We start from the raw sequence: 21426 nt of genomic DNA, 5'->3' as shown, positions 1-21426 counted from the left end.
TGAGCCGACCTCAAACGGCGACGGTGTCATAGGAGGTCCGGGTGTCGGTCAGCCAGGTCGACATCCCGCGAATGATAGCGGCGCAGCGTGAGCAGGCTGGTGGCCGCGACGCCCGCGCCCACCGCGATGGCGACCACCGGCGAGAACGACGTGGCGAGCGCGCTGCCCAGCAAACCGCCGAAAGGCACGGTCAGCAAGGAGAATGTGTAGAACACCGCGTACACCCGCCCCTGCTGGTCGACGGGCGTCAGCAGCTGCCGGACCGTGGCGGCGGTGACCGCGAAGAAAGCCACCCCCGCACCGAACAAGGCCTGGTAGGCGGCCAGCAGGGCGATCGGTGACCCGAGGGCGGCCAGCGGCACGAACCACAGCGAAACCACGATGACCACCAGCGACACCGGCAACACCACGCGCGGGCTGGCCCGCCGCAGCACCCGGCCCGTGGCCAGCGCCGCGACCAGCCCGCTGACCCCGCCGACGGTGATCAGCCCGCCGGTCACCGAAGGCGACAACCGCAGGTGGTCGAGCAGGTAGGCGAACCAGAGCGAGCTGACCACCGCGCCCCCGAAGTTGAACAACGCGAACGCCGCCACCAGCGCCCGCAGCACCGGGCGGCCCGCGACGAACCGGAGTCCGTCGCGCAGGTTGCGCCACCACCCCGAAGGCGCCACTTCGACCGGCTGGTCGTGCACCGGCCGGATCGGGGCCAGGAACACCGCCGACAGCAGGAAGCTCACCGCGTCCACCAGCAACGCCGTGCCCGCGCCCGCGAAACCGATCAGCACGCCCGCGATGAGCGGTCCGGCCACGTCCGCGGCGCTTTCGGCCTGGGTGAACCGGCTGTTCGCCTCGGCGTAGTCGGCGCGGTCGACGATCCGCGGCACGTAGGCCTGCGCGCCCACGTCGAACACCGTGGTCAGCACGCCGATCACCGGCACCACCGCGAACAGGTGCCACAACCGCAGCTCACCGCCCGCCGCCAGGCCGAACACGCCCAGCAGCAACACCGCCCGCAGCAGGTCGCAGGCGATCATCGCGGCCCGCTCCGGCCGGCCGACCAGGTTCGCGGCGGCGGGCAGGGCCAGCACCGCGCCGGGCAGCAGCTGCACCGTCCACAGCAGCGCCACCTGCCCCGCCGTCGCCCCGGCCGACGACAGGGCCAGCACCGGCACGGCGACCAGCGAGAACCGGTCACCCAGCGCGCTGACCGCCCGCGCCGCGAGCACCGAGCGGAACACCGGATGCGCGCGAAGCAGGCCCGGCGCCACGGTCAGATCGCGTCGAACGGCACCGGCCAGCGGCGCAGCCGGTACGGCAGGTGCGTCACCCAGTCACCGCGGCGCATCAGCAGTTCCTCTTCCTCCAGCAGCGCGCAGAGTTCCCGCGCCGCCGGGGTGAGGGAATCCCGGTGCCGCACCGGTTCCAGTTCCGGCCACACCGACATCGCCTGCTCGTCGTCGATCCGGTACCGCGCCCCGCCCTCACCGCGCACGTCCTTCAACAGCACGAAGTTCGGCCCGCGCTGGTAGTAGCAGAGGCCGAACCGGTAGGTGTCCCGCCATTCCCGGCCCTCGTCCCCGAGCGGCGGCGGCAGGTGCCCCACCATGGTCAGGTCGAACGGCACCGCCCGCGCCCGCCACTCGATCCGCAGGGTGTAGGACACCGCCTCCCGCAACAACCGCAGAAACCGCAGGTCCCGCTCGTCGTCCGAGCCGAAGCTCACCGGTTCGGGCAGCACCAGCAGCTGCACCCCGGCCGCGGACAACGCCGCGGGGTCGAGCGCGAGCAGGTCCACCGGGTCGACGTGGCGCACCCGTGGATCGACCGAAACGTCCATCTACTTGATCCTCACCGGAACGCTGGTGGTGGCGAGCGCGAGGAACCGGTCGCCCTCGTGGAAAACGAGGCCCGCCTCGCGGAGTTCGCCGAGCCAGGCCTCCAGCCGTGCCGCGGTGATCTCCACTTTGGACAACAGAGCCCGGCTGGACCGGCCCTGCTCCAGCTCCCGGTAGGCGGCGACCAGCGCCGGGTCCTCGATGTGGTGGTCGCGCACCGGCCACCCGCTGCGGCGGTCCTCCAGCAGGATCCCGCCGTCGAAGTCGACGCGCAGCAGACTGCTTTCGTGGTGCCGTTTCTTCCACTCCTCGATGGCCTCTTCGAGCGCCTCGACCACCTCGCCGAGAATGCCGAGCTCCTCGCTGTCGAACAGGTACACCAGATCTTCCAGCTCCCGCTGCGGCAGGTCGTAGACGTGCCGGTAGATCTCGGCGGGCCGTCGCCAGCCGAAGCCCAGCTCCGGCCGGTCGAAGTTCGGGCTGAACCGTTCGAGCAGGATCGGCGTGGCGTCCGACGGCGGCTGGAGGTGGACCAGCGCGGGCAGCTGGCGGATCAGCGGCCAGTAGTCGTCGTCGGTCTCGCCGGGGAAGCCGAAGAGCAGGTTCCAGGTGGTGTCGAGCTGCGCGGAATGGCAGTCGCGCAGGGTGCGCACGTTCCGGATCGCGTCCACGCCCTTGTCCATCAGCTTCAGCACCCGCGTGCTCAGCGACTCGATGCCGGGCTGCAGGTGCGCCACGCGGGCGTCGCGCAGGGCCCCGATCTGCGCCGGGGTCAGGTTCGCCTTGACCTCGTAGTGGATGCGGAGGTCCCAGTCCAGCGCGGCGATGTCGGGCAGCAGCGTGGTGAAGTAGGCGTTGTCGATGATGTTGTCCACCATGATGATGTCGAGCGTGCGGTGCCGGGCCACCAGGTGCGAGATCTCGCCGAGCACCCGCTCCGGCGCCTTGCTGCGGAACTGCATCAGCGACCCGTTGAGCCCGCAGAAGGTGCAGTGGTGCAGCTCGCCCCACCAGCAGCCGCGGGCCGATTCGAGCACCAGCTTCGGCTGGACGTGCCCTTCGAGCGGGGAGCTCTCGACCAGCTCGAACCAGTCGTCGAAGTCCGGCATCGGGATGCGGCCCGGCGGCAGCGGTTCGCGCCGGTCGGGGTTGGCGACGCTTTCCCCGTCACGACGCCAGCACAGCCCGGGCAGGTCCACCGGTTCCACCTCGCGCTCGATCGCGTCCAGCAGCGCCGGGAAGATCTCCTCGCCTTCACCGCGCACCACGTAGTCCAGGCAGGCGTAGTTGCGGTGGAGCGCGGCGCCCATCGGCCCGTCGCAGTTGCCGCCGCCGAGCACGGTCAATACCCCCGGGGCGTACTGCTTGATCCTGGCCGCCAGCGCCAGGCTCGGCACGTTCTGCATGAACGTGCTGCTGAACCCGACCAGGTCCGGCTCGCCGGCCAGGATCTCGCGGGCCGCCAGGTCGATGAACTCCTCGGCGTGCGGGCGCATGTCCAGCGCGCGGCCCGGGTCGAAACCCCGGCGCCGCAGCAGGTCGGTGAACTCGGCCATGCCGAAGTCGCCGCCGTGCAGCACCCCGGTGAACACGAAGTCGCCGATCCCGTGGAAGATGCCGTTCTCGGCCACCTCCAGGTACTCGTTCGGGCCGAGTTCACCGTCGGACCGCTCCAGCAGGAACTCCGCCCAGTGCATGTTCCCGTGGTAACAGGCCGGGGCCTCGCGGCCCGCCGACCGGCACGACGCCCGGAGGAGGCCCAACGGCAGCGAGGGCATGTCGAGGGCCTGCCACGGCATCGCGGCCAGCCGGACGTTGAGCTTGCGCATCGGGCCTCCAAGCCGGAGTGGGGGGCGCGGTCACACGCCCCCCACGGGTGGGTCAGTGCTTCTTCACGGTTCGCGCCTGCGTCTTGATCGGCACCAGGTACCGGCAGGTGCCGGTCACCGACTTCTCGAGCCGGACCTTCTTGATCGCCATGGGTTCACCTCCTTTCCGGGACGGGGATTCCGGCCCCGCGCAGACGTGCGCGATGCCGGCGCATGAACCACTGCTCGATCGGCTCGGCCGGTTTGCCCATCACCGCGCCGAGCCCGGCGGCCACCTCCGGCAGCCTGGCGATCCGCAGCGCGCGCTCGGACCAGTCGCCGAAGTGCGCGTCCCACTCCTCGCGGCCCTCCGGCGTGGCGTAACTGCGGCGCAGGTAGTTCAGCCCGATCGCGACGTGGCGCACCTCGTCCGAGCGCACGTGCCGGTAGATCTCACCGAGCGGGTCACCGGCGAAGATTCGTTGCAGCAACACGAACTCGTCTGCGGCGATACCCTCGAAGGTGGTGTGCATCAGGAACTTCTCCAGATGGCTCACGGTGGACAGCGTCTCGTGCAGTTCGTCGAGGAAGCCGTCCTCGGAGACGTTCGCCAGGTCACCACCGCGGGCCACGGCGTAAGCGAGGAAGGCGTCGGCGTGCCTGGCTTCGTCGGACACCGCGGTGGCGAAGCTCAGGCGCAGGGCGACGTCGTCGGTCTCCGACACCAGTTCCGCGGCGGCCACCAGTCCGGCCTGCTCGGCGAAGTACGAAGTGGACGCGAGGATCCAGGCGCGCTCGGTGTCCGCCTCGTCGAGTTCGGTGGCGCCGTCGCCGATGATCTCGCGCGCCGACCACTGCTCGCTGTTCCGGCCGCTGGCGAAGAGCTGGAACGAGGTGTCGTCCAGTGCGGTGATCTCGGGTTTGAGCAGGGTCATGCCGGTGACCTTTCGCCGAGCAGGGCCAGTGCCTGCCGTTCGATGGATTCGGGGCCGGGGTACACCGCCCGCTGCAGCGCCGGGCTGAACGGCGACGGCACCGGCAGCGCGGTGCAGCGCCTGGCCTGCCGTGGCCGCACCACCTCCGCGGTGGCCAGGTTCGCGACGATCTCCGAGGCGACCGAACAGGGGCCGATGGCCTCGTCGACCACCAGCACGGACCCGGTCGCCGCGGCGGATTCGGCGAGCCCGGCGATGTCCAGCGGGGCGACCGTGCGCACGTCGACCACCATCGCGCTGACGCCGAACTCGGCGAGCCGGTCGGCGGCGGTGAGCGCGTGCCGCACGCCGAGCCCGATGGCGACGATGGTGATGTCCTTGCCGCGCCGGGCGATCCGGACCCGGCCGAACGGAACTCCGGCGACGTCTCCGCCAGCCCAGTGCGGTTCGTCGGTGAACAACGCGGGGGACTCCAGGATGACCACCGGATCGGGGTGGGTCATCGCGGTCGCCAGCAGCCCGGCTGCTTCGGCACCGCTGCCGGGTACCGCGACCACCAGTCCCGGGACCTGCGCGAGCATCGCGTACGGGAGGTGTTCGTGTTGCGCGCCAAGGGATTCACCGCCGCCACGGGTCTGCGCGCGCACGGTCAGCGGCACCGCGTACTGGCCACCGGTCAGGTACCGCAGCTTGGTCGCCTGGTTGACCAGCGGATCCATCGCGGTGAACAGGAACGCGGCCCGGGCCAGGTCGACCACCGGCCGCAGTCCGGCGGCGGCCAGCCCGACGGCGAAGTCGAGCGTGGCGTTCTCGGCGATCGGCATGCTGCGGATCCGCTCCGGCCCGAACTCGTCGACGAACAGGTCCGGCTGCCAGGTGCACAGGTAGACCAGGTCGGGATCGCGGCGCAGGGCCTGGACGAGGGCGGCGTGCAGGGCGATCATCGGTTCACCACCGGGCCGCGGTCAGGTCGTCGTCGACCGTGTTCACGGACGGCTCCGGCTGGGCGAGCGCGTGCGCGGCGGCCAGGCGCATCTCGTCGACGGCGCGCCGCCGAGGCTCGGTCAGGTCGAAGTCCGCACGGGACAACGGATCGCGGGCACGCCACCGCCGGACCTCGTCCACCGGGCGGTATTCGCCGGGTGGTTCGGGACCGAACTGGCAGTGGAAGTCGCGCAGGTAGGTGGCGGCGTCGAGGAACCGCGCGGTGCGTTCCTCGCGCACGATCGGGAGCAGTGCGCCGGCGGCGTCGGCGACCGCCCTGGCGTCGTTCCCGTCGACGCTCGTCGAAGGCACCCCGAGACCGGCGGCGACGGCACCCGGCGCGATGCCGGACACCAGTTCGCTGCGCGTGCGGTCCTGGTACCCGTTGTTCTCGCAGACGAACAACAGCGGCAGGCGCTGGTGGGCGGCGATCCGCAGGGTCTCCAGCACCACCCCGGCACCGACCGCGCCGTCCCCGAAGAACACCACCACCGCGCCCGGTTCCTGCCGGATCCGCAGTGCGGCGGCCATTCCGGCGGCGATGCCGACGTTGGCGCCGACGATGGAGTTCCCGCCGAGGAACCGGTGCGAGCGGTCGGCCAGGTGCATCGAACCGCCCTTGCCCTTGTTGAGCCCGGTGGCGCGGCCGAGCAGTTCGGCGAACATCGCGGCCGGGTCCACCCCGACGGCCAGCGCGTGCCCGTGGCAGCGGTAGTAGCTGACCACGTGGTCGGCCGGGCCGAGGTGCGCGCAGACCCCGGCCGCGATCGCCTCGTGCCCGGTGGCCGGGTGGAGCGCGCCGGGGACCTCCCCGCGCCGCTGCAGTTCCAGCGCGGTCTCCTCGAACGCGCGGATCCGGAGCATCGTCTCGTACAACGGCAGGTCGCGGCGCTGGACAGCGGTTGCGGCGTCCGCCAGCGTCATCTAGACCTCCGGGAGGGTGGTGGGGGGATTGAGCCCACCATCGCAAGCCCGGCCGCGGCGCGTCATCGTGACAAGGTGAGAAGCGCCGCGGCGCCCGTTGTCATCTGTGACAACCGCGGTGCGCGGCACGGGCGACCGCGCTGCTCAGGATGCGCACCCCGCGCACGGATCCGGGATCGACACCGACGAGTTCGCGGACCCGCCGCAGCCGGTAGTCCAGCGTCCGCGGGTGGATGTGCAGCGCGAGCGCGGCGCCGAGGCGGTTCATGTCGTTGCGGTAGTAGGCATCCAGCGTCGCGACCAGCTCCGGGCCGCCGGCCAGCCGCCGCACCAGTTCGCCCAGCCAGTGGTCGATCTCCGGCACCCCGGCCACGCCCAGCTCGACGAACACCTCGGGAATGCCGTACAGCGTGCTGGGCACCCGTTCGGGTGGCGCGACGTCGGCCACCCGCCTGGCCACCTCGGCGGCCGCGGCCAGCGCGCCCGCGCGGCCGGTCGCGGCGCCCACCGCGCACGGCACCCGGCCCAGCGCCACCATCTCCCGGACCACCGCCAGCGCCCGGTCGTGGTCCACCGGGAGCAGGGCGACGAGTTCACCCGGTTCGTGCCACGTCGCCACCACCGAATGCTGTTTGAAGGCGGCTTCGATGATTTCGTCCGCGGCCCCGATTGATTTCGCGGTGAAACGCAGTACCGCGACAAAATACTCCGGGTGCACGTCAATGCTCAGCCGGTGGGCGATTTCGGCGGTGCTGGTGGCATTGGCCAGCAGTGATTCGGCGAGATCCCGGACCCGCTGGGCCAGTTTCACCCGCAACGCGTGCTCGTCCAGATAACCGTTGAGATAAGCGGCGCAACCACGGAGCCCCTGTGCGCCGAACCACGCGGTCAACCGGAGCAGTTCGGTCACGTCCCCGTTTTCCGCCGCGGCCGCCTGGATCTCACTCAGCATCAGGTTGGTGTGCAGGGCCAGCGCGGATTCCACGGACCTGGTGGTGAACCCGCCCGCCGCCCGCAACCGGCCGATGGCGCCGATGAACGCCAGCGTGCTTTCGTCCAGCGGTTCGCCGGTCCGCCCCTTTTCCGCGGTGTGTCTTCGAAACCACAGGGCGTGGTCGAGCAACTTCGCCTTCCCCCGCGGATTCGCCGCCTCCCGCCGGTAATCCGGTATTTGACTGACGAAGGTTTCCACCGCGGCGATAGCGTTCGCTTCCGCGCGTTTCGCCAGCACCCCGAAAAGATCATCCACCCCGGGCTCCCCTCGATATGGGAAAAGCGTAAGGGCGATCGGCGGAAGGGGAAAAGCCGCCGTTCCGCTCGTCAGCAGCGGTTGTGCGCCGCTGGTCAACCCGTGTGCGGCGGCGGGCAAGTCCGGTACCGCCGGTCCTGCCACCGTGGGCGCCGGAAACCAGTGCGAGCAGGAGGAACCCGATGACGTTGACCGCCGAGCCCCGGGCCGGATTCACCAGCGGACTGTTCATCGACGGCGAGTGGTCGGAGGCGGCGGCCACCTTCGACGACCTCAACCCGGTGACGGGCGAGGTGCTGACGAAGGTCGCCGACGCCAGTGCCGAAGACGTGGACCGGGCCGTGCGGGCGGCGCGCAAGGCGCTCGACGGTGCCTGGGGCGAAACCCCCGGCGTGGTGCGCGGCCGGTTGCTGAACAAGCTCGCCGACCTCGTCGAACGCGACGCCGAGGAACTCGTCCGGCTCGAAGCGCTGGACATCGGCAAACCCGCCGGGCAACCGGCGATGCTGGACGTGCCGAACGCGATCGCCACCTTCCGGCACTTCGCCGGCTGGGCCGACAAGATCCAGGGTGCCACCATCCCGACCGCGGGGTACCTGGGCGTGGCGAAGACGCATTCCTACACCGTGCGCGAACCGGTCGGTGTGATCGGCGCGATCATCCCGTGGAACACCCCGCTGATGATCGCCGCCTGGAAACTGGGCCCGGCGCTGGCCGCGGGCAACACCCTGGTGGTCAAACCGGCCGAGGACGCGCCGCTGTCGATCCTGCACCTGGGCAGGCTGATCGAGGAGGCCGGTTTCCCGGCGGGCGTGGTGAACCTCGTGCCCGGCCTCGGCAGCGGCGCCGGTGCCGCGCTCGTCGCCCACCCGGACGTGGACAAGATCAGCTTCACCGGTTCGCCCGAAGTGGGGCGGCTGATCCAGAAGTCCGCGGCGGACACGGTCAAGCGCGTGACGCTGGAACTGGGCGGGAAGAGCCCGCAGATCGTCGCCGAGGACGCCGACGTGCGGGCCGCGATCCAGGGCATCGCCATGGGCCTGTTCTTCAACCAGGGCGAGGTCTGCGCGGCGGGCACCCGCGTGCTGGTGCACCGGTCGCACTACGAGACGGTGGTCGAAGCCCTCGCCGAAGCCGCGCGGGCACAGGTGCTCGGCGACCCGTTCGCCGAGGACACCACCATGGGCGCGCTGGTCAACGCCGAACAGCAGCGGCGCGTGCTCGACTACATCGAGCGGGGCAAGGCCTCCGGCGCCCGCCTGGTCGTGGGCGGTGAACCGCACGACGGGCCGGGGTTCTTCGTGCGCCCGGCCATTTTCGCCGACGTCGACCACGGTTCGGCCATCGCGCAGGAGGAGATCTTCGGCCCGGTCGGCGCGGTGCTCCCGTTCGACACGCTCGACGAGGCGATCGCCATCGCCAACGACACCCGCTACGGCCTGGCCGCGACCATCTGGACCCGTGACGTGTCGAACGCGCACCACCTGGCGGCGAAGGTGCGCGCGGGCGCGGTGTGGGTCAACGGCTGGGCGGCGATCGACCCGGCGCTGCCGTGGGGCGGGATGAAGAGCAGCGGCATCGGCCGCGAACTGGGCTGGAGCGGCATCCTGGCGAACACCGAGGAGAAGGTGGTCACGATCGTGCTGTGACCGCCCGGCGGTACTCCCGCGGCGACCGGCCGAAGGTGCCGCGGAACAGGCGGGAGAAGTGCGCGGCGTCGGTGAACCCCCACCGGCGGCCGATCGCGGCGATCGGCAGGTGCGCGCACCGCGGGTCGGCGAGGTCGCGGCGGCAGTGCTCGAGCCGCCGCGACCGGATCAGCGCCGACACCGGCACGCCCTCGGCCTCGAACACCTTCTGCAGGTGCCGGACCGAGACGAAGTGCGCTTCGGCGACGGCGGTCGAGGTGAGGTCCGGGTCGGCCAGGTGGTCGTCGATGAACCGGCCGACCCTGGCCCGCAGCGCGCGGCGGGCCGCCGAGTCGTCCTCGTCGAGCGGCTGCTGCAACTGCTGCGCGAACGCGGCGGTGACCAGGTCGACCACGGCGTCCCCGAGATGGGTGGCGATCACCGTGGTGGTGGCGTCGAGTTCCCCGCCGAGCCCCTTCAGCAGCGGCGCGATCAGCGAGCCGAGCCCGGAGTCGCCGGCCAGCCGGACCGCGGTCAGCCCAGCCATCCGCTGCTCGGGCAGCCGGACCAGCTTGCGCGGGAACATCGCCACGGTCATCCGGAAGTCGTCGCTGAAGGAGATCCGGTACGGCCGCGAGGTGTCGTAGATGGCCAGGTCGCCCGGGGTCAGCCTGGCCTGCCGGTCGTCCTGCTCGACCACGCTGGTGCCGCTGACCTGGAGGCCGAACTTGTACAGCTCGGGGTCGTCCTGGCGGATCAGGCGGCGGGTGCGTTCGACCACCGCGCAGGAGGCGGACACTCCGGCCAGCACCACCGAGCCGAGGTTGGCCGAGCCCACCCCGCCGCGGAACTCCGGTCCGTCCGGCCGGTGCGCCCGCAGCGGGACGAACGTGCGGCAGATCCGGTGCTCCCAGTCGTCGAACCCGCTCGACGGCGGGACAGGCATCGCGGCTGCACCTGCCATGCGAACTCCTCGGTGAGTAAACGCTGGTCAGGGCACCGTACAACACCGAACGGTCGGTCAGTCAACCGTGCGCGGCCAGCCAAGTCCGGTGCGTGCGGAGTCAAGTCGGACGGGGATCCGCGGCCACACTGGGTTCCCTGGTTCAACGACGAGCGAAGAGGTGTGCGCGATGGGTTCTGGGTCCAGCAGCGACTACGTCATCGTCGGCGCGGGGTCGGCCGGGAGCGCGCTGGCCCGCCGCCTGGTGGACGCGGGCCGCACCGTGCACGTGCTCGAAGCCGGTCCCGCCGACGAGGCCGAGGCGATCCACCGCCCGCAGGGTTGGCCCGCGCTGCTGGCCGGTCCGCAGGACTGGGCCGTGATGACCGTGCCGCAGGAGTTCGCGAACGGGCGGTCGCTGTTCTGGCCGCGGGGCAAGGTGCTCGGCGGCAGCAGCTCGCTGAACGGCATGATCTACATGCGCGGGCACCGGAGCGACTACGACGGGTGGGCGGCGCAGGGCTGCACCGGCTGGGCGTGGGACGACGTGCTGCCGCTGTTCCTGCGGTCCGAGGACCACCTGACCGGGGCGAACGCGCACCACCGCACCGGCGGCCCGCTGCCGGTCAGCCCGATCACCAGCCCGCACCCGGCCGCGCGGGCCTTCGTGGACGCGGCGGTGGCCGCCGGGCACAAGCGCAACGAGGACTTCAACGGCGACGACCTGCGTGGTGTCGGGTTCAACGAGATGACCGTGCGCGACGGCCGCCGGATGAGCGCGTGGCAGAGCTTCGTCGCACCGGTGCTGGACAACCCGGCGCTGACGGTCACCACCGGCGCCCTGATCGACAAGGTGGTCGTCGAAAGCGGGCGAGCCGTCGGGGTCGAGTACGTCGCCGGAGGCGAGCGGCGCGTGGCCCGCGCCGACGCGGAGGTGGTGCTGTCCGCGGGCACCATCGGCTCACCGGCGATCCTGCTGCGCAGCGGCATCGGCCCGGCCGCGCACCTGCGGGAGGTCGGCGTGGAGGTGGTCGCGGAGGTCGCGGGCGTCGGGGAGAACCTGCACGACCACCCGCTGATCAGCGTGGTCTACGAGTCGCCCGGCCCGCTCCCGGAGGGGCGCGCGAACCTGCTCGAAGCCCAGTTCTACGCCGACAGCGCGGGGTGGACCGGGGCCGCGCCGGACCTGCAGCCGTTGTTCCTGCACCTGGTCTACCCGGCCGAGGGCTACGAGATGCCCGAGCACGGGTACACCATCGCGGCCGGGATCGTCGCCCCGAAATCCCGCGGCACGCTGCGGCTGGCCTCGGCGGATCCGGCCGAACCGGCGCTGGTCGACCCGCGGATCCTCGCCGACCCGTACGACCTCGAAGCGCTGTGCGACGCGATCGAGATGAGCCGGGAGGTCGGGCGCCAGCGCGCGTTCGACCCGTGGCGCAAGCGGGAAGTCGCCCCAGGGCCGGAGGCCACCACCCGGGAGCACGTCCGCGAGTTCGCGCGGCGGTCGGTCGGCACGTACCACCACCAGGTCGGCACCTGCCGGATGGGCGTGGACGAGCTGGCCGTGGTCGATCCGGAGCTGCGGGTGCGGGGCGTGGCCGGGCTGCGGGTCGCGGACGCGTCGATCATGCCGAAGGTGCCCTCGTGCAACACGAACGCACCGGCCATCATGGTGGGGGAGAAGGCGGCCGAGCTGATCACCGGTTAGGGAGGGCGGATGGACGATCCGCACATCCACGTCGAGCGGAAGGTGCTGCAGGCCGGCGCCGACTACCGCAACGTCATCGCCTCGATGTTCGGCGCGGTGGCCGATGCGCCGGCCGTGGTCGCCACCGGGTGCGGGATCGAGGTGCCGTACGCGATGACCTCGCCGCACCCGGAGAGCGTGACGTGCCTGGCGTGCCGGGAACACGCGGCCCGCGAACACCGGGACTTCGCCGTGCAGGTGCGGAAGCTGAGCGTCATGCCGGGTTCGATCATGACCCCGGAGGACGCGGCCAAAGCGGTGGAGCGACACCAGGACCTCGCCCGCCGCTTCGGCTGAGTGGTGCCGGAGGCGAACCCCCGGCACCACCCCGGTCAGCCCTGATTCAGCAACTGCTCCATCTCACCGATCTCGCTCTGCTGCGCGTCGATGATCCGCTGCGCCAACGCCTTCGCACCCGGATCAGCGCCCTCGGCGAGTTGCTTCTTCGCCATGTCCACCGCGCCCCGGTGGTGCTTGATCATCAGCTCCAGCCACAGCCGGTCGAATTCGGTGCCCGACGCCTGTGCCAGCTGCGTCATTTCCGCACCGGTCATCATCCCGGCCATGTCCCCGTGGCCACCGCCGTGCTCGTCCGCCGGGGCCGCGCCCCACGCGCCGAGCCAGCCCTCCATCTCCTTGATCTCCGGGTCCTGCGCCTTTTCGATGCGTGCGGCCAGGTCCAGTACCGGCGCGCTGCTGCTGCGATCGGGCACCAGCCGCGACATCTCCAGCGCCTGCTGGTGGTGCTGGACCATCTCCTTGGCGAAACTGACGTCCTGGTCGTTGTGCGCCTGCTCGGTGCCACCGCACGCCGTCACCAGGACAGCGAGCACCGCCAGCACGAATGCCTTTTTCATCGGAAACCCTCTTCATCGAAGTTGTGCGGAAAATCGGGTGACCCGTTTCCCTCACTGTCGATGAACGCAGAGCGCGGTCAGCAGCAGGCGCCCCGATCTGTCGGGCGGCCGCCACTCCGGCCAGGTGAGACGCCGCCCGGCCGGCCGGGGAACCGCCGGCAGCGGGCGGAACCACAGCAGTGCCAACGCGATCAGGCCCACGCCGAGCCAGTGCAGGATCGCCGGGCACTGGTGCCCGAGTTCGTGCGCGGGTGCCTCGGGGGAGTGCTCCGCCGGTGCGCTGTGGACCATCGGCGCGGCCGCGTGCGCGGTGGCCGTCAGGTGGTGCATGCCCAGCACGGCGAACACCAGCGCGCACAGCAGGAGTACCCGCCGTCCGCGCTGGTGTCCGGTCATGCGCCCACTCTACAACGTCCTACTAAGACGCTTAGTGGTGATAGGCGTGCGCCACCGCGTGCCCCTTGCCGCGCCCGATCAGCCACTTGTTCACCGGCATGGTGACCAGGAACGCGACCAGGAAGGCGAAGGCCAGCGCACCCCAGAACAGCCAGGTGCCCAGTCCGGCGTCCATCGCGCCGGGCACCACCAGCATCACGCCGTTGTCGATGAGCTCCATCACGGTGATCGACACGGTGTCCGCGGCCAGCGCCACCTTCAGCGCCTGCTTGAAACCGACACCGGCGCGCAGCACGCCGCGCATGCTCAGCGCGTAACCGAACACGAAGGCCAGCGCGACCGCGAGCACGATGGTGGGCAGGTTGTGCCACCCGAGCGCGGTGCCGATCACCATGCCGAGCACCTCGCCGATGGCGCAGCCGGTGAGGCAGTGCAGCGTGGCCGACGCCGCCGTGCGCCAGCTCGCCCCGCCGCCGTGGTGCTGGTGGTGACCGTGGTGTTCGTGTGTCTCGCTCACTGGCTGACCCTCTCTCGTCGACCGCCCCTGGTTTGTATACCCCTAGGGGGTAGCGGCGCAAGTCTTTCTTTAGGGTACCCCCCTAGGGTATAAACGTCGGCGGAACGGAGGAAGTCCGATGAACACAGCAGTGAAGCTCTCCGCCTACGGTGCGGTGGTCGCCCTGGTCGCCGGTGGCGGCTGGGCCACCGGTACCGCTGTCGGTCCCTTCCCGGAGGAGCCGGCGCCGGCCGCCGGGCACGGGGACACCCACGGCGGCACCGTCGCGGAGGCACCCGAACAACCCGGCGGCCTCGCCTCGTCCAGCGGCGGGTACACCTTCACCCCCGCCACGACGACGCTGGCACCGGGGCCGAACCAGCCCTTCGCCTTCACCATCACCGGGCCGGACGGCCACCCGGTGACCGCCTACGAGGTCGAGCACGAGAAGCGCCTCCACCTGATCGCTGTCCGCCGCGACACGTCCGGGTTCCAGCACGTCCACCCGGAACTGGGCGCCGACGGGGTCTGGCGCACCGGACTGGACCTGCCGCACCGGACTGGACCTGCCGCACCGGACTGGACCTGCCGCGGGCGGGCGTCTACCGCGTCTTCGCCGACTTCAAGCCCACCGGGGGCGAGGCGCTCACGCTCGGGGTGGACACCGCGGTCGCCGGTGACTTCCAGCCGCGCGCCTTCGAGCCGTCCCGGGAGGCCGAAGTGGACGGTTATCGCGTGCGCCTGACCGGGGACCTCGAGCCCGGCCGGTCGTCGGAGGTCACGCTCACCGTCGACCGCGACGGCACGCCGGTCACCGACCTGCAGCCGTACCTGGGCGCCTACGGCCACCTGGTGGCCCTGCGCGGCGGCGACCTGGCCTACCTGCACGTCCACCCGGACGGCGAACCGGGCGACGGCCGGACACCCGCCGGTCCAGGGGTGACCTTCCACGCCGAGGTGCCCTCGGCCGGTACCTACCGGCTGTTCCTGGACTTCCAGCACGGCGGCGTGGTCCGCACGGCGGAGTTCACCATCGCGACGCACGGGGAGGAGCACGCATGACCACGGCCACGCTCACCATCGGCGGCATGACCTGCGCGTCCTGCGCCATGCGGATCGAGAAGAAGCTGAACAAGCTGGACGGCGTCACCGCGACGGTCAACTACGCCACGGAGAAGGCCAACGTCACCTACTCGGGCGACGTCGACGCGGCGCAGTTGATCGCCCAGGTGGAGGCCGCCGGTTACACCGCGTCGGAACAGCGGGAGGCCGCTGAGCGCCGGGAGACCGCGGAACCGGTCGAGGACGACCCGGTCCGGACGCTGCGGCAGCGGCTGGTCGGCTCGGCCGTGCTGTCCGTGCCGGTGATCGCGCTGGCGATGATCCCGGCGCTGCAGTTCACCTACTGGCAGTGGATCTCACTCGCCCTGGCCGGCCCGGTCGTGCTGTGGGCGGCGTGGCCGTTCCACCGCGCGGCGTGGGCGAACCTGCGCCACGGCACGGCGACCATGGACACGCTGATCTCGATGGGCACGCTCGCGGCGTTCGCCTGGTCGTTGTACGCGCTGCTGTTCGGCATCGCGGGCACACCGGGCATGACGCACCCGTTCGAGCTGACCATCGAGCGGATGAGCGGGGACGGCAGCATCTACCTCGAAGTCGCCGCCGGGGTGACCACCTTCATCCTGGCCGGGCGGTACTTCGAGGCGCGGTCCAAGCGCCGGGCCGGTGCCGCGCTGCGCGCGCTGCTCGAACTCGGCGCGAAGGACGTGGCCGTGCTGCGCGACGGCAAGGAGACCCGCGTCCCGGTCGGCGAACTGGGGACCGGCGATCTGTTCGTGGTGCGGCCGGGCGAGAAGATCGCCACCGACGGCGTGGTCGAGGAGGGCACCTCGGCGGTCGACGCGAGCATGCTGACCGGCGAGTCCGTACCGGTCGAGGTCGGGCCGGGCGACGCGGTCGCCGGTGCCACGGTCAACGCGGGCGGGCGCCTGGTGGTGCGGGCGACGCGCGTCGGTGCCGACACGCAGCTGGCGCGGATGGCCCAGCTGGTCGAGGACGCGCAGACCGGCAAGGCGCAGGTGCAGCGGCTCGCGGACCGGGTTTCGGCGGTGTTCGTGCCGATCGTGATCGCGCTGGCGGTGGGCACATTGTTCTTCTGGTTCGGGGCCGGTGGCTCGGCGGCCGCCGCCTTCACCGCCGCGGTCGCGGTGCTGATCATCGCCTGCCCGTGTGCGCTGGGCCTGGCCACGCCGACCGCGTTGCTGGTCGGCACCGGCCGGGGCGCGCAGCTGGGCATCCTGATCAAGGGACCGGAGGTGCTGGAGTCCACCCGCCGCATCGACACCGTGGTGCTGGACAAGACCGGCACCGTGACCAGCGGCAAGATGTCACTGACCGAGGTGCACGTCGCCGACGGCGAGGACGCGGACGAGGTGCTGCGGCTGGCCGGGGCGCTGGAGCACGCCTCCGAGCACCCGATCGCGAAGGCCATCGCCACCGCGGCCGGTGCCGAGCTGCCCCCGGTCGAGGGCTTCACCAACCTCGAAGGCCTTGGCGTGCAAGGGATCGTGGACGGCAAGGCGGTGCTCGTCGGGCGGACGGCGCTGCTGGCGGACTGGAGCCAGCACCTGCCGCCGTCGCTGGCCGACGCCAAGGCGGCGGCCGAAGCGGACGGCAAGACCGCGGTCGCCGTCGGCTGGGACGGCCGGGCGCGGGCGGTGCTGGTCGTCGCCGACACGGTCAAGCCGACCTCGGCCGAGGCGATCCGGGGGCTGCGCGACCTCGGCCTGACCCCGGTCCTGCTCACCGGGGACAACGAGGCGGCGGCCCGGGCGGTGGCCGCCGAAGTGGGCATCGGCCAGGTGATCGCCGAGGTGCTGCCGTCGGACAAGGTGGACGTGGTCAAGCAGCTGCAGGACGAGGGCAAGGTGGTCGCCATGGCCGGGGACGGGGTCAACGACGCCGCCGCACTGGCGCAGGCCGACCTCGGCCTGGCCATGGGCACCGGCACCGACGTGGCGATCGAGGCGAGCGACCTGACCCTGGTGCGCGGCGATCTGCTGGCCGCCGTCGACGCGATCCGGTTGTCGCGGCGGACCCTCGGCACGATCAAGGGGAACCTGTTCTGGGCCTTCGGTTACAACGTGGCGGCGCTGCCGCTGGCCGCCGCGGGCCTGCTGAACCCGATGATCGCGGGCGCGGCCATGGCGTTCAGCTCAGTCTTCGTGGTGGCGAACAGCCTGCGGTTGCGCCGGTTTCGCTGACGACGGGAGCTCTGGCGGTCACCGCCGCGCCGGGACGGTGAGCGCCAAGCTCTCGGGCAGCAGGTCGAAGGACCGGTCGAGGTGCCGGGCGAAGTCCTTTTTGGAGGGTTCGCCCGGCTGCTCGGCCCACGTCTCCTGCGCGAGGTGGAACGCCGAGACGAGCATGTCCATCGCCAGGCGCACACGCGGATCCGCCGGATCGTCGAGCTCGAGTCGCGTGTGGAGGATCTCCAGCGCGGTCCGGCTGGTGCGTTCGCAGAAGTAGAGCCCGTGCGCGTCCACGGACGGCGTTTCGGCGGCCAACCGCCGGCCCAGCAGCACGCGGTGCGCCCAGTCCTCGCCCGTCATCTCGTCGAGCGCGGTGATCAGGGTGGCCCGCAGGACGTCGACCACCGTGCGCCCGCCGGGATCGATGACCCGCAGCTCGGCCAGGAACGCGACCCACAGGTCCTCCGACGGCGCCAGCGCGACCTCTTCCTTGCTGCCGAAGGTGCGGAAGAAGGTCCGCTTCGACACGCCGACCGCGTCGCACAGCTCGTCGAGCGTGGTGGCCGCGAAGCCGCGCGTGGTGAACAGCTCCAGCGCGGTGCCGATCAGGGCGTCCCTGGTCTGCAGTTTCTTGCGCTCGCGCAGCGGCAGCCGGTCGGTGTTCATGCGGTCAGCGTAGCGGAGCGGCGTTTGCCTCTTGTAGGCTAATGCCACCGAGTGGCACTTTGAGCGAAAGCAGGTCCTGATGCGTGCATTGCTGGCTGACCCCGGAGCACCCGGTGGCCTCCGCCTCGGCGAGGCGCCCGACCCCGTCCCGGCGCCGAACCAGGCGCTGGTGCGGGTGGCGGCCACCTCCCTCAACAGTGGCGAGGTGGTCGCGTTGCTCCCGGAGGCGGAGCCCGGCGCGGTGCTGGGCTGGGACGCCGCCGGCGTGGTCGAACGCGCCGCGGCCGACGGCACCGGGCCCGCCGCGGGCACGCCGGTGGTGACCCTGGGCATGGCCGGGGCGTGGGCCGAACTGCGGGCCGTCGACACGGACCTGCTGGGCGTGGTGCCCGCCGGGGCCGACCTCGGCGCGATCAGCACGGTGCCGGTCGCCGGGGCGAGCGCGTTGCGCGCGCTGCACCGCGCCGGGCCGATCCTGGGCAGGCGGGTCCTGGTCACCGGTGCGACCGGGGGAGTGGGGCGGTACGCCGTCCAGCTCGCGCGCCGCGGTGGCGCGCACGTGCTCGCGTCGACCGGAAACCCCGCCAAGCACGGGGAAAGCCTGCGTGCGCTCGGTGCGCACGAGGTGGTCGACGGACCGGCCTCAGTGGACGAACCGGTGCACGTGGTGATCGACGTGGTCGGCGGTGACCACCTGGTGGAGGCCTACGGCAAGCTCGCCGAGCACGGCACGCTCGTCTCGGTCGGGCGTTCCTCCGGTGCCGACGCCGTGCTCCCGCCCGCGTCGTTGCAGGGCTTCGGCGGGCACGACCGCTCGATCACCACGTTCTTCCTGCTCAACCTCACCGGCCTGGCCCCGGATCTGAGCTGGCTCGCCGGACTGGTGGCGGCGGGGGAACTGGACCCGCACATCGCCTGGCGCGGCAGCTGGGACGACGCGGCGACGGCCATCGCGGCGCTGCGCGAACGCCGCCTGTCCGGCAAGGCGGTGCTCGAGATCGGCCATTGACGAACACCGGTGTTCGTGAATAACGTCGCCCCGGTGGAACTGGCGGGCAAACGAGTGCTGATCACCGGCGCGGCGGGCGGCATCGGCCGGGCGACGGCCGCGCTCGCGGCGGCGCGGGGTGCGCGGCTGTACCTGACCGACCTCGACGAACCGGGTTTGGCGGAGGCGGTGCGGGAGATCCGCGACGCCGGTGGCGTGGTGGACTTCGCCGAGCCCGCCGACCTCAGCAGCCTGGACGCGGTGACCGGGCTGGGGAAGCGGGTCCACGCCGCCTGCGGGCACGTCGACGTGGTGATGAACGTGGCGGGCATTTCCGCCTGGGGCACGGTGGACCGGCTCGAGCACCGGCACTGGCGGAGCCTGGTCGAGGTCAACCTGATGGGGCCGGTCCACGTGATCGAGACGTTCCTGCCGCCGATGATCGCCGCGGGCCGGGGCGGGTACCTGGTCAACGTCTCGTCCGCGGCCGGGCTGATCGGCCTGCCGTGGCACGCGGCGTACAGCGCCAGCAAGTTCGGCCTGCGCGGGGTGTCCGAGGTGCTGCGGTTCGACCTGCGGGAGCACGGCATCGGGGTCAGCCTGGTCTGCCCCGGTGGCGTGCGCACCCCGCTGACCGAGACGGTGGAGGTCGCGGGGATCGACACGACGAGCGCGAGGTGGGTGCGCCTGCGCGAAGGTTTCCGGCGGCGGGCGGTCACCCCGGAACGGGTGGCCGAGGCGACGCTGCGCGGCGTGCGGCGCAACCGGTACCTGGTGTACACCTCGCGCGACGTCCAGCTGATCCACCTGCTCCAGCGGGTGTGCCCGCCGGTCTACGTGGGGCTCATGCGCCTGGCGAACTTCGCCATGCGGCGGCTGCTGCGGACGGCCGTGCGATGACCGCGCCACGCGTCGCGCCCGGCGGGCGCGCCGATGTGGACGTCGTGCGATGACCGCGCCACGGGTCACGCCCGGCGGGCGCGCCGAGGTCGGCCTGTTCGCCTGGGTGTTCGCCCAGGTCAGCGGCCGGGTCACCGGGACGGCGCCGCCCAAGCTGTTCCTGACCATGGCCCGGCGGCGGCGGTTGTTCCGCGGCTGGTTGCGCTTCGCCGCCCGCCTCATGCCCGGCGGCACCCTGCCCCGGCGCGAGACCGAGCTGGTCATCCTGCGGGTGGCGCAGGTTCGGGGGTGCGCCTACGAATTCGAGCACCACCGCCGCCTCGGCGCCCGGGCGGGCGTCCGCGAGGACGACCTGCACCGCATCCAGGCAGGCCCCGACGACCCGGCCTGGACCCCGCGCGAACGCGCCCTGCTCCACGCGGCCGACGCCCTGCTGGCAAACCGCGACCTCGACGACGACACCTGGGCGGCCCTGCGCGCGCACCTCGACGAGCCTTCGGCGGTCGAGTTCCTGTTGCTGGTAGGACATTACGACATGCTGGCCATGTTCCTGGAGACCCTGCGCATCACCCCGGATTCCCCGCGGCGATGACGCGCCTCCCGAGCGGACGCCACCACCTCAGCCGGGACGAGGTGGCCGGCGCGCAACGGGCCCGGATGTTGAAGGCCGCCGCCGAGGTGATGGCCACCCAGGGCTACCCAGCCGCGACGGTCGCCGCCATCATCAAGCGGGCAGGCGTGTCACGGGAGACGTTCTATCAGCAGTTCCCGAACAAACAGGCCTGCTTCATCGCGGCACTGGAGGCCGCGATCGAGGTGCTGGCCGCCGCGGTCGAACCACCGTCGGCGGGCACCCCGGTGGAGCGTTTCGACCGCTTTGTGGGCACGTACTTGGACGCGCTGGCGGAGAACCCGGCGCTCGCCAGGCTTTTTCTGATCGAGACCTACTCAGCGGGCCCCGATGCGATGCGCCGCCGGTTGGAACTGCAGCAACACTTCGTCAACCTGCTGGCGAAAACCTTCGATGCCCGGTCCGCCCGGGACCGCTTCGCCTGCCAAGCCCTGGTCGGCTCGATCGTCTCGCTGGTAACCGCCCACTTCGTCGCCAACACCCCGGACGACCTGGTTGCCCTCCGGGCGCCGATCGTCGCCCTGGCGCAGGACCTGCTTGTCCGCTAACGGCCACCCCGGGACCACCCCCGACCATCCATGCCACGGTCAGGGCCACGCTCCCCGGGAAGGACAACCCATGGCCCCCAACAACCCCACCGCAACCCGCGGCAGGAAACCCACCGCCGCGCTCGCCGTCGTGGTTCCGTTCGCCGCACTGGCCACCCTTGCCGGATGCGGGAGCGAAGCCCCACCATCCGCCGCCCCGACACCCTCGGCTCCGCCACCCACCACAGCACCACTCACCGCCGCAGCCACGGCCCCACCCACGACAGCACCACCCACCACGACGACCACCCCGCCACCGGCCACCCCTGCCATCACAGCCCCGCCCACCCCCGCCACCACAGCCCCGCCCATCCCCGCCGACGGCACGAACCTCCGCGCCTGCGCGGACGGCACCTGCGAGGTCGAGGTGAAACCCGGCGACGTCATCCGCATCGGCAACCAGGTGAAGGCCACCCCGAAGATCAGCGCCCTGACCGTCCTGGACGTCGGCCCCGAGAGCCTGACGGTCAACATCTCGGGCGGCATGACCACCACCGTCAACGGCGGCATCACCATGAACAACGCGCTGAACCTCGACACCCTCCACCTCGCCGACGGCCGTGCGGTGATCAAGCTTTCCCCCGCCTAGCGCCCCGCC

Annotated in this window: 21 protein-coding genes and 1 pseudogene; 10 read left to right on the top strand and 12 right to left on the bottom strand. The window is 71.7% G+C overall.

Annotation, left to right across the window (positions count from 1 at the left end):
* Nucleotides 1-26: 26 nt before the first annotated feature.
* The 7 genes from JYK18_RS39510 to JYK18_RS39480 form a co-directional block, all read right to left on the bottom strand.
* Entirely contained in the window at nt 27-1268 is a 1242-nt protein-coding gene (locus JYK18_RS39510; RefSeq protein ID WP_206808969.1) for an MFS transporter, read from the bottom strand.
* Between the two features lie 2 nt (nt 1269-1270).
* Entirely contained in the window at nt 1271-1837 is a 567-nt protein-coding gene (locus tag JYK18_RS39505) for a DUF5825 family protein (protein WP_206808968.1), read from the bottom strand.
* The gene (locus JYK18_RS39500) at nt 1838-3664 is read right to left on the bottom strand and encodes a RiPP maturation radical SAM C-methyltransferase (protein ID WP_206808967.1); all 1827 of its coding nucleotides are present in this window, start codon (nt 3662-3664) and stop codon (nt 1838-1840) included.
* Between the two features lie 155 nt (nt 3665-3819).
* On the bottom strand, nt 3820-4578 hold the full coding sequence (locus JYK18_RS39495; RefSeq protein WP_206808966.1) for a ferritin-like domain-containing protein: 759 nt from the start codon (nt 4576-4578) through the stop codon (nt 3820-3822).
* Nucleotides 4575-5522, bottom strand: a complete 948-nt coding sequence (locus tag JYK18_RS39490) for an alpha-ketoacid dehydrogenase subunit beta (protein ID WP_206808965.1) — start codon at nt 5520-5522, stop codon at nt 4575-4577. Before JYK18_RS39490 ends, JYK18_RS39495 begins: the two co-directional genes overlap by 4 nt.
* A gap of 4 nt (nt 5523-5526) precedes the next feature.
* The gene (locus JYK18_RS39485) at nt 5527-6486 is read right to left on the bottom strand and encodes a thiamine pyrophosphate-dependent dehydrogenase E1 component subunit alpha (protein WP_206808964.1); all 960 of its coding nucleotides are present in this window, start codon (nt 6484-6486) and stop codon (nt 5527-5529) included.
* Between the two features lie 100 nt (nt 6487-6586).
* On the bottom strand, nt 6587-7735 hold the full coding sequence (locus tag JYK18_RS39480) for a helix-turn-helix domain-containing protein (RefSeq protein ID WP_206808963.1): 1149 nt from the start codon (nt 7733-7735) through the stop codon (nt 6587-6589).
* Nucleotides 7736-7917: 182 nt separating this feature from the next.
* Here JYK18_RS39480 and styD point away from each other — a divergent pair, with 182 nt between their 5' ends.
* Nucleotides 7918-9384, top strand: a complete 1467-nt coding sequence (gene styD, locus JYK18_RS39475; RefSeq protein WP_206808962.1) for a phenylacetaldehyde dehydrogenase StyD — start codon at nt 7918-7920, stop codon at nt 9382-9384.
* Here styD and JYK18_RS39470 read toward each other — a convergent pair.
* Complete coding sequence (locus JYK18_RS39470) at nt 9368-10327, bottom strand: helix-turn-helix domain-containing protein (protein ID WP_206808961.1); 960 nt, start codon at nt 10325-10327, stop codon at nt 9368-9370. The two genes, styD and JYK18_RS39470, sit on opposite strands and share 17 nt — an antisense overlap.
* Nucleotides 10328-10496: 169 nt before the next feature.
* Between JYK18_RS39470 and JYK18_RS39465 the strand changes: the two genes are divergently transcribed.
* Together JYK18_RS39465 and JYK18_RS39460 are read left to right on the top strand one after the other, a co-directional pair.
* On the top strand, nt 10497-12014 hold the full coding sequence (locus JYK18_RS39465) for a GMC family oxidoreductase (RefSeq protein WP_206808960.1): 1518 nt from the start codon (nt 10497-10499) through the stop codon (nt 12012-12014).
* Between the two features lie 9 nt (nt 12015-12023).
* Nucleotides 12024-12350: a hypothetical protein gene (locus JYK18_RS39460; RefSeq protein WP_206808959.1), complete on the top strand. Its 327-nt coding sequence runs from the start codon at nt 12024-12026 to the stop codon at nt 12348-12350.
* A 35-nt stretch (nt 12351-12385) separates the two neighbouring features.
* Here JYK18_RS39460 and JYK18_RS39455 read toward each other — a convergent pair whose 3' ends face one another.
* Genes JYK18_RS39455 through JYK18_RS39445 form a run of 3 tightly spaced genes read right to left on the bottom strand, consistent with a single transcriptional unit; the run spans nt 12386 to nt 13823 of the window.
* A complete protein-coding gene (locus tag JYK18_RS39455) occupies nt 12386-12910 on the bottom strand; it encodes a DUF305 domain-containing protein (RefSeq protein ID WP_206808958.1) in 525 nt (174 codons plus the stop codon).
* A gap of 51 nt (nt 12911-12961) precedes the next feature.
* Complete coding sequence (locus tag JYK18_RS39450; protein ID WP_206808957.1) at nt 12962-13306, bottom strand: hypothetical protein; 345 nt, start codon at nt 13304-13306, stop codon at nt 12962-12964.
* Between the two features lie 31 nt (nt 13307-13337).
* Nucleotides 13338-13823, bottom strand: a complete 486-nt coding sequence (locus JYK18_RS39445) for a DUF4396 domain-containing protein (protein ID WP_206808956.1) — start codon at nt 13821-13823, stop codon at nt 13338-13340.
* Nucleotides 13824-13941: 118 nt separating this feature from the next.
* Between JYK18_RS39445 and JYK18_RS39440 the strand changes: the two are divergent.
* Both JYK18_RS39440 and JYK18_RS39435 read left to right on the top strand, forming a co-directional pair.
* Nucleotides 13942-14864, top strand: a pseudogene (locus tag JYK18_RS39440) (hypothetical protein).
* On the top strand, nt 14861-17068 hold the full coding sequence (locus tag JYK18_RS39435; RefSeq protein WP_206808953.1) for a cation-translocating P-type ATPase: 2208 nt from the start codon (nt 14861-14863) through the stop codon (nt 17066-17068). The pseudogene JYK18_RS39440 and the gene JYK18_RS39435 overlap by 4 nt, the downstream one beginning before the upstream one ends.
* 18 nt (nt 17069-17086) lie before the next feature.
* Here the strand turns inward: JYK18_RS39435 and JYK18_RS39430 are convergent, their stop codons facing one another.
* The gene (locus JYK18_RS39430; RefSeq protein ID WP_206808952.1) at nt 17087-17722 is read right to left on the bottom strand and encodes a TetR/AcrR family transcriptional regulator; all 636 of its coding nucleotides are present in this window, start codon (nt 17720-17722) and stop codon (nt 17087-17089) included.
* 79 nt (nt 17723-17801) lie between these two features.
* Between JYK18_RS39430 and JYK18_RS39425 the strand changes: the two genes are divergently transcribed.
* From JYK18_RS39425 to JYK18_RS39405, 5 genes are all read left to right on the top strand, one after another.
* The gene (locus JYK18_RS39425; RefSeq protein ID WP_206808951.1) at nt 17802-18731 is read left to right on the top strand and encodes a zinc-binding dehydrogenase; all 930 of its coding nucleotides are present in this window, start codon (nt 17802-17804) and stop codon (nt 18729-18731) included.
* A gap of 9 nt (nt 18732-18740) precedes the next feature.
* Nucleotides 18741-19610, top strand: coding sequence for an SDR family oxidoreductase (locus JYK18_RS39420; protein ID WP_206808950.1), 870 nt, complete (start codon nt 18741-18743; stop codon nt 19608-19610).
* A 49-nt stretch (nt 19611-19659) separates the two neighbouring features.
* Entirely contained in the window at nt 19660-20202 is a 543-nt protein-coding gene (locus tag JYK18_RS39415; protein WP_206808949.1) for a carboxymuconolactone decarboxylase family protein, read from the top strand.
* Nucleotides 20199-20789 carry a TetR/AcrR family transcriptional regulator gene (locus JYK18_RS39410; protein WP_206808948.1) on the top strand — a complete coding sequence of 197 codons (591 nt, stop codon included), beginning with the start codon at nt 20199-20201 and terminating at the stop codon, nt 20787-20789. Before JYK18_RS39415 ends, JYK18_RS39410 begins: the two co-directional genes overlap by 4 nt.
* Before the next feature lie 406 nt (nt 20790-21195).
* A complete protein-coding gene (locus tag JYK18_RS39405; protein WP_206808947.1) occupies nt 21196-21417 on the top strand; it encodes a hypothetical protein in 222 nt (73 codons plus the stop codon).
* Nucleotides 21418-21426: the final 9 nt, after the last annotated feature.

The sequence above is a fragment of the Amycolatopsis sp. 195334CR genome (assembly GCF_017309385.1).
Taxonomy (GTDB): Bacteria; Actinomycetota; Actinomycetes; order Mycobacteriales; family Pseudonocardiaceae; genus Amycolatopsis.
This window is presented reverse-complemented; position numbering and strand designations above follow the sequence as displayed.

Coding starts and splice junctions, on each gene's coding strand:
- JYK18_RS39505 (WP_206808968.1), bottom strand. CDS start 1,837: ATGGACGTTTCGGTCGATCCACGGGTGCGCCACGTCGACCCGGTGGAC.
- JYK18_RS39500 (WP_206808967.1), bottom strand. CDS start 3,664: ATGCGCAAGCTCAACGTCCGGCTGGCCGCGATGCCGTGGCAGGCCCTC.
- JYK18_RS39495 (WP_206808966.1), bottom strand. CDS start 4,578: ATGACCCTGCTCAAACCCGAGATCACCGCACTGGACGACACCTCGTTC.
- JYK18_RS39490 (WP_206808965.1), bottom strand. CDS start 5,522: ATGATCGCCCTGCACGCCGCCCTCGTCCAGGCCCTGCGCCGCGATCCC.
- JYK18_RS39485 (WP_206808964.1), bottom strand. CDS start 6,486: ATGACGCTGGCGGACGCCGCAACCGCTGTCCAGCGCCGCGACCTGCCG.
- styD (WP_206808962.1), top strand. CDS start 7,918: ATGACGTTGACCGCCGAGCCCCGGGCCGGATTCACCAGCGGACTGTTC.
- JYK18_RS39470 (WP_206808961.1), bottom strand. CDS start 10,327: ATGGCAGGTGCAGCCGCGATGCCTGTCCCGCCGTCGAGCGGGTTCGAC.
- JYK18_RS39465 (WP_206808960.1), top strand. CDS start 10,497: ATGGGTTCTGGGTCCAGCAGCGACTACGTCATCGTCGGCGCGGGGTCG.
- JYK18_RS39460 (WP_206808959.1), top strand. CDS start 12,024: ATGGACGATCCGCACATCCACGTCGAGCGGAAGGTGCTGCAGGCCGGC.
- JYK18_RS39455 (WP_206808958.1), bottom strand. CDS start 12,910: ATGAAAAAGGCATTCGTGCTGGCGGTGCTCGCTGTCCTGGTGACGGCG.
- JYK18_RS39450 (WP_206808957.1), bottom strand. CDS start 13,306: ATGACCGGACACCAGCGCGGACGGCGGGTACTCCTGCTGTGCGCGCTG.
- JYK18_RS39435 (WP_206808953.1), top strand. CDS start 14,861: ATGACCACGGCCACGCTCACCATCGGCGGCATGACCTGCGCGTCCTGC.
- JYK18_RS39430 (WP_206808952.1), bottom strand. CDS start 17,722: ATGAACACCGACCGGCTGCCGCTGCGCGAGCGCAAGAAACTGCAGACC.
- JYK18_RS39425 (WP_206808951.1), top strand. CDS start 17,802: ATGCGTGCATTGCTGGCTGACCCCGGAGCACCCGGTGGCCTCCGCCTC.
- JYK18_RS39415 (WP_206808949.1), top strand. CDS start 19,660: ATGACCGCGCCACGGGTCACGCCCGGCGGGCGCGCCGAGGTCGGCCTG.
- JYK18_RS39410 (WP_206808948.1), top strand. CDS start 20,199: ATGACGCGCCTCCCGAGCGGACGCCACCACCTCAGCCGGGACGAGGTG.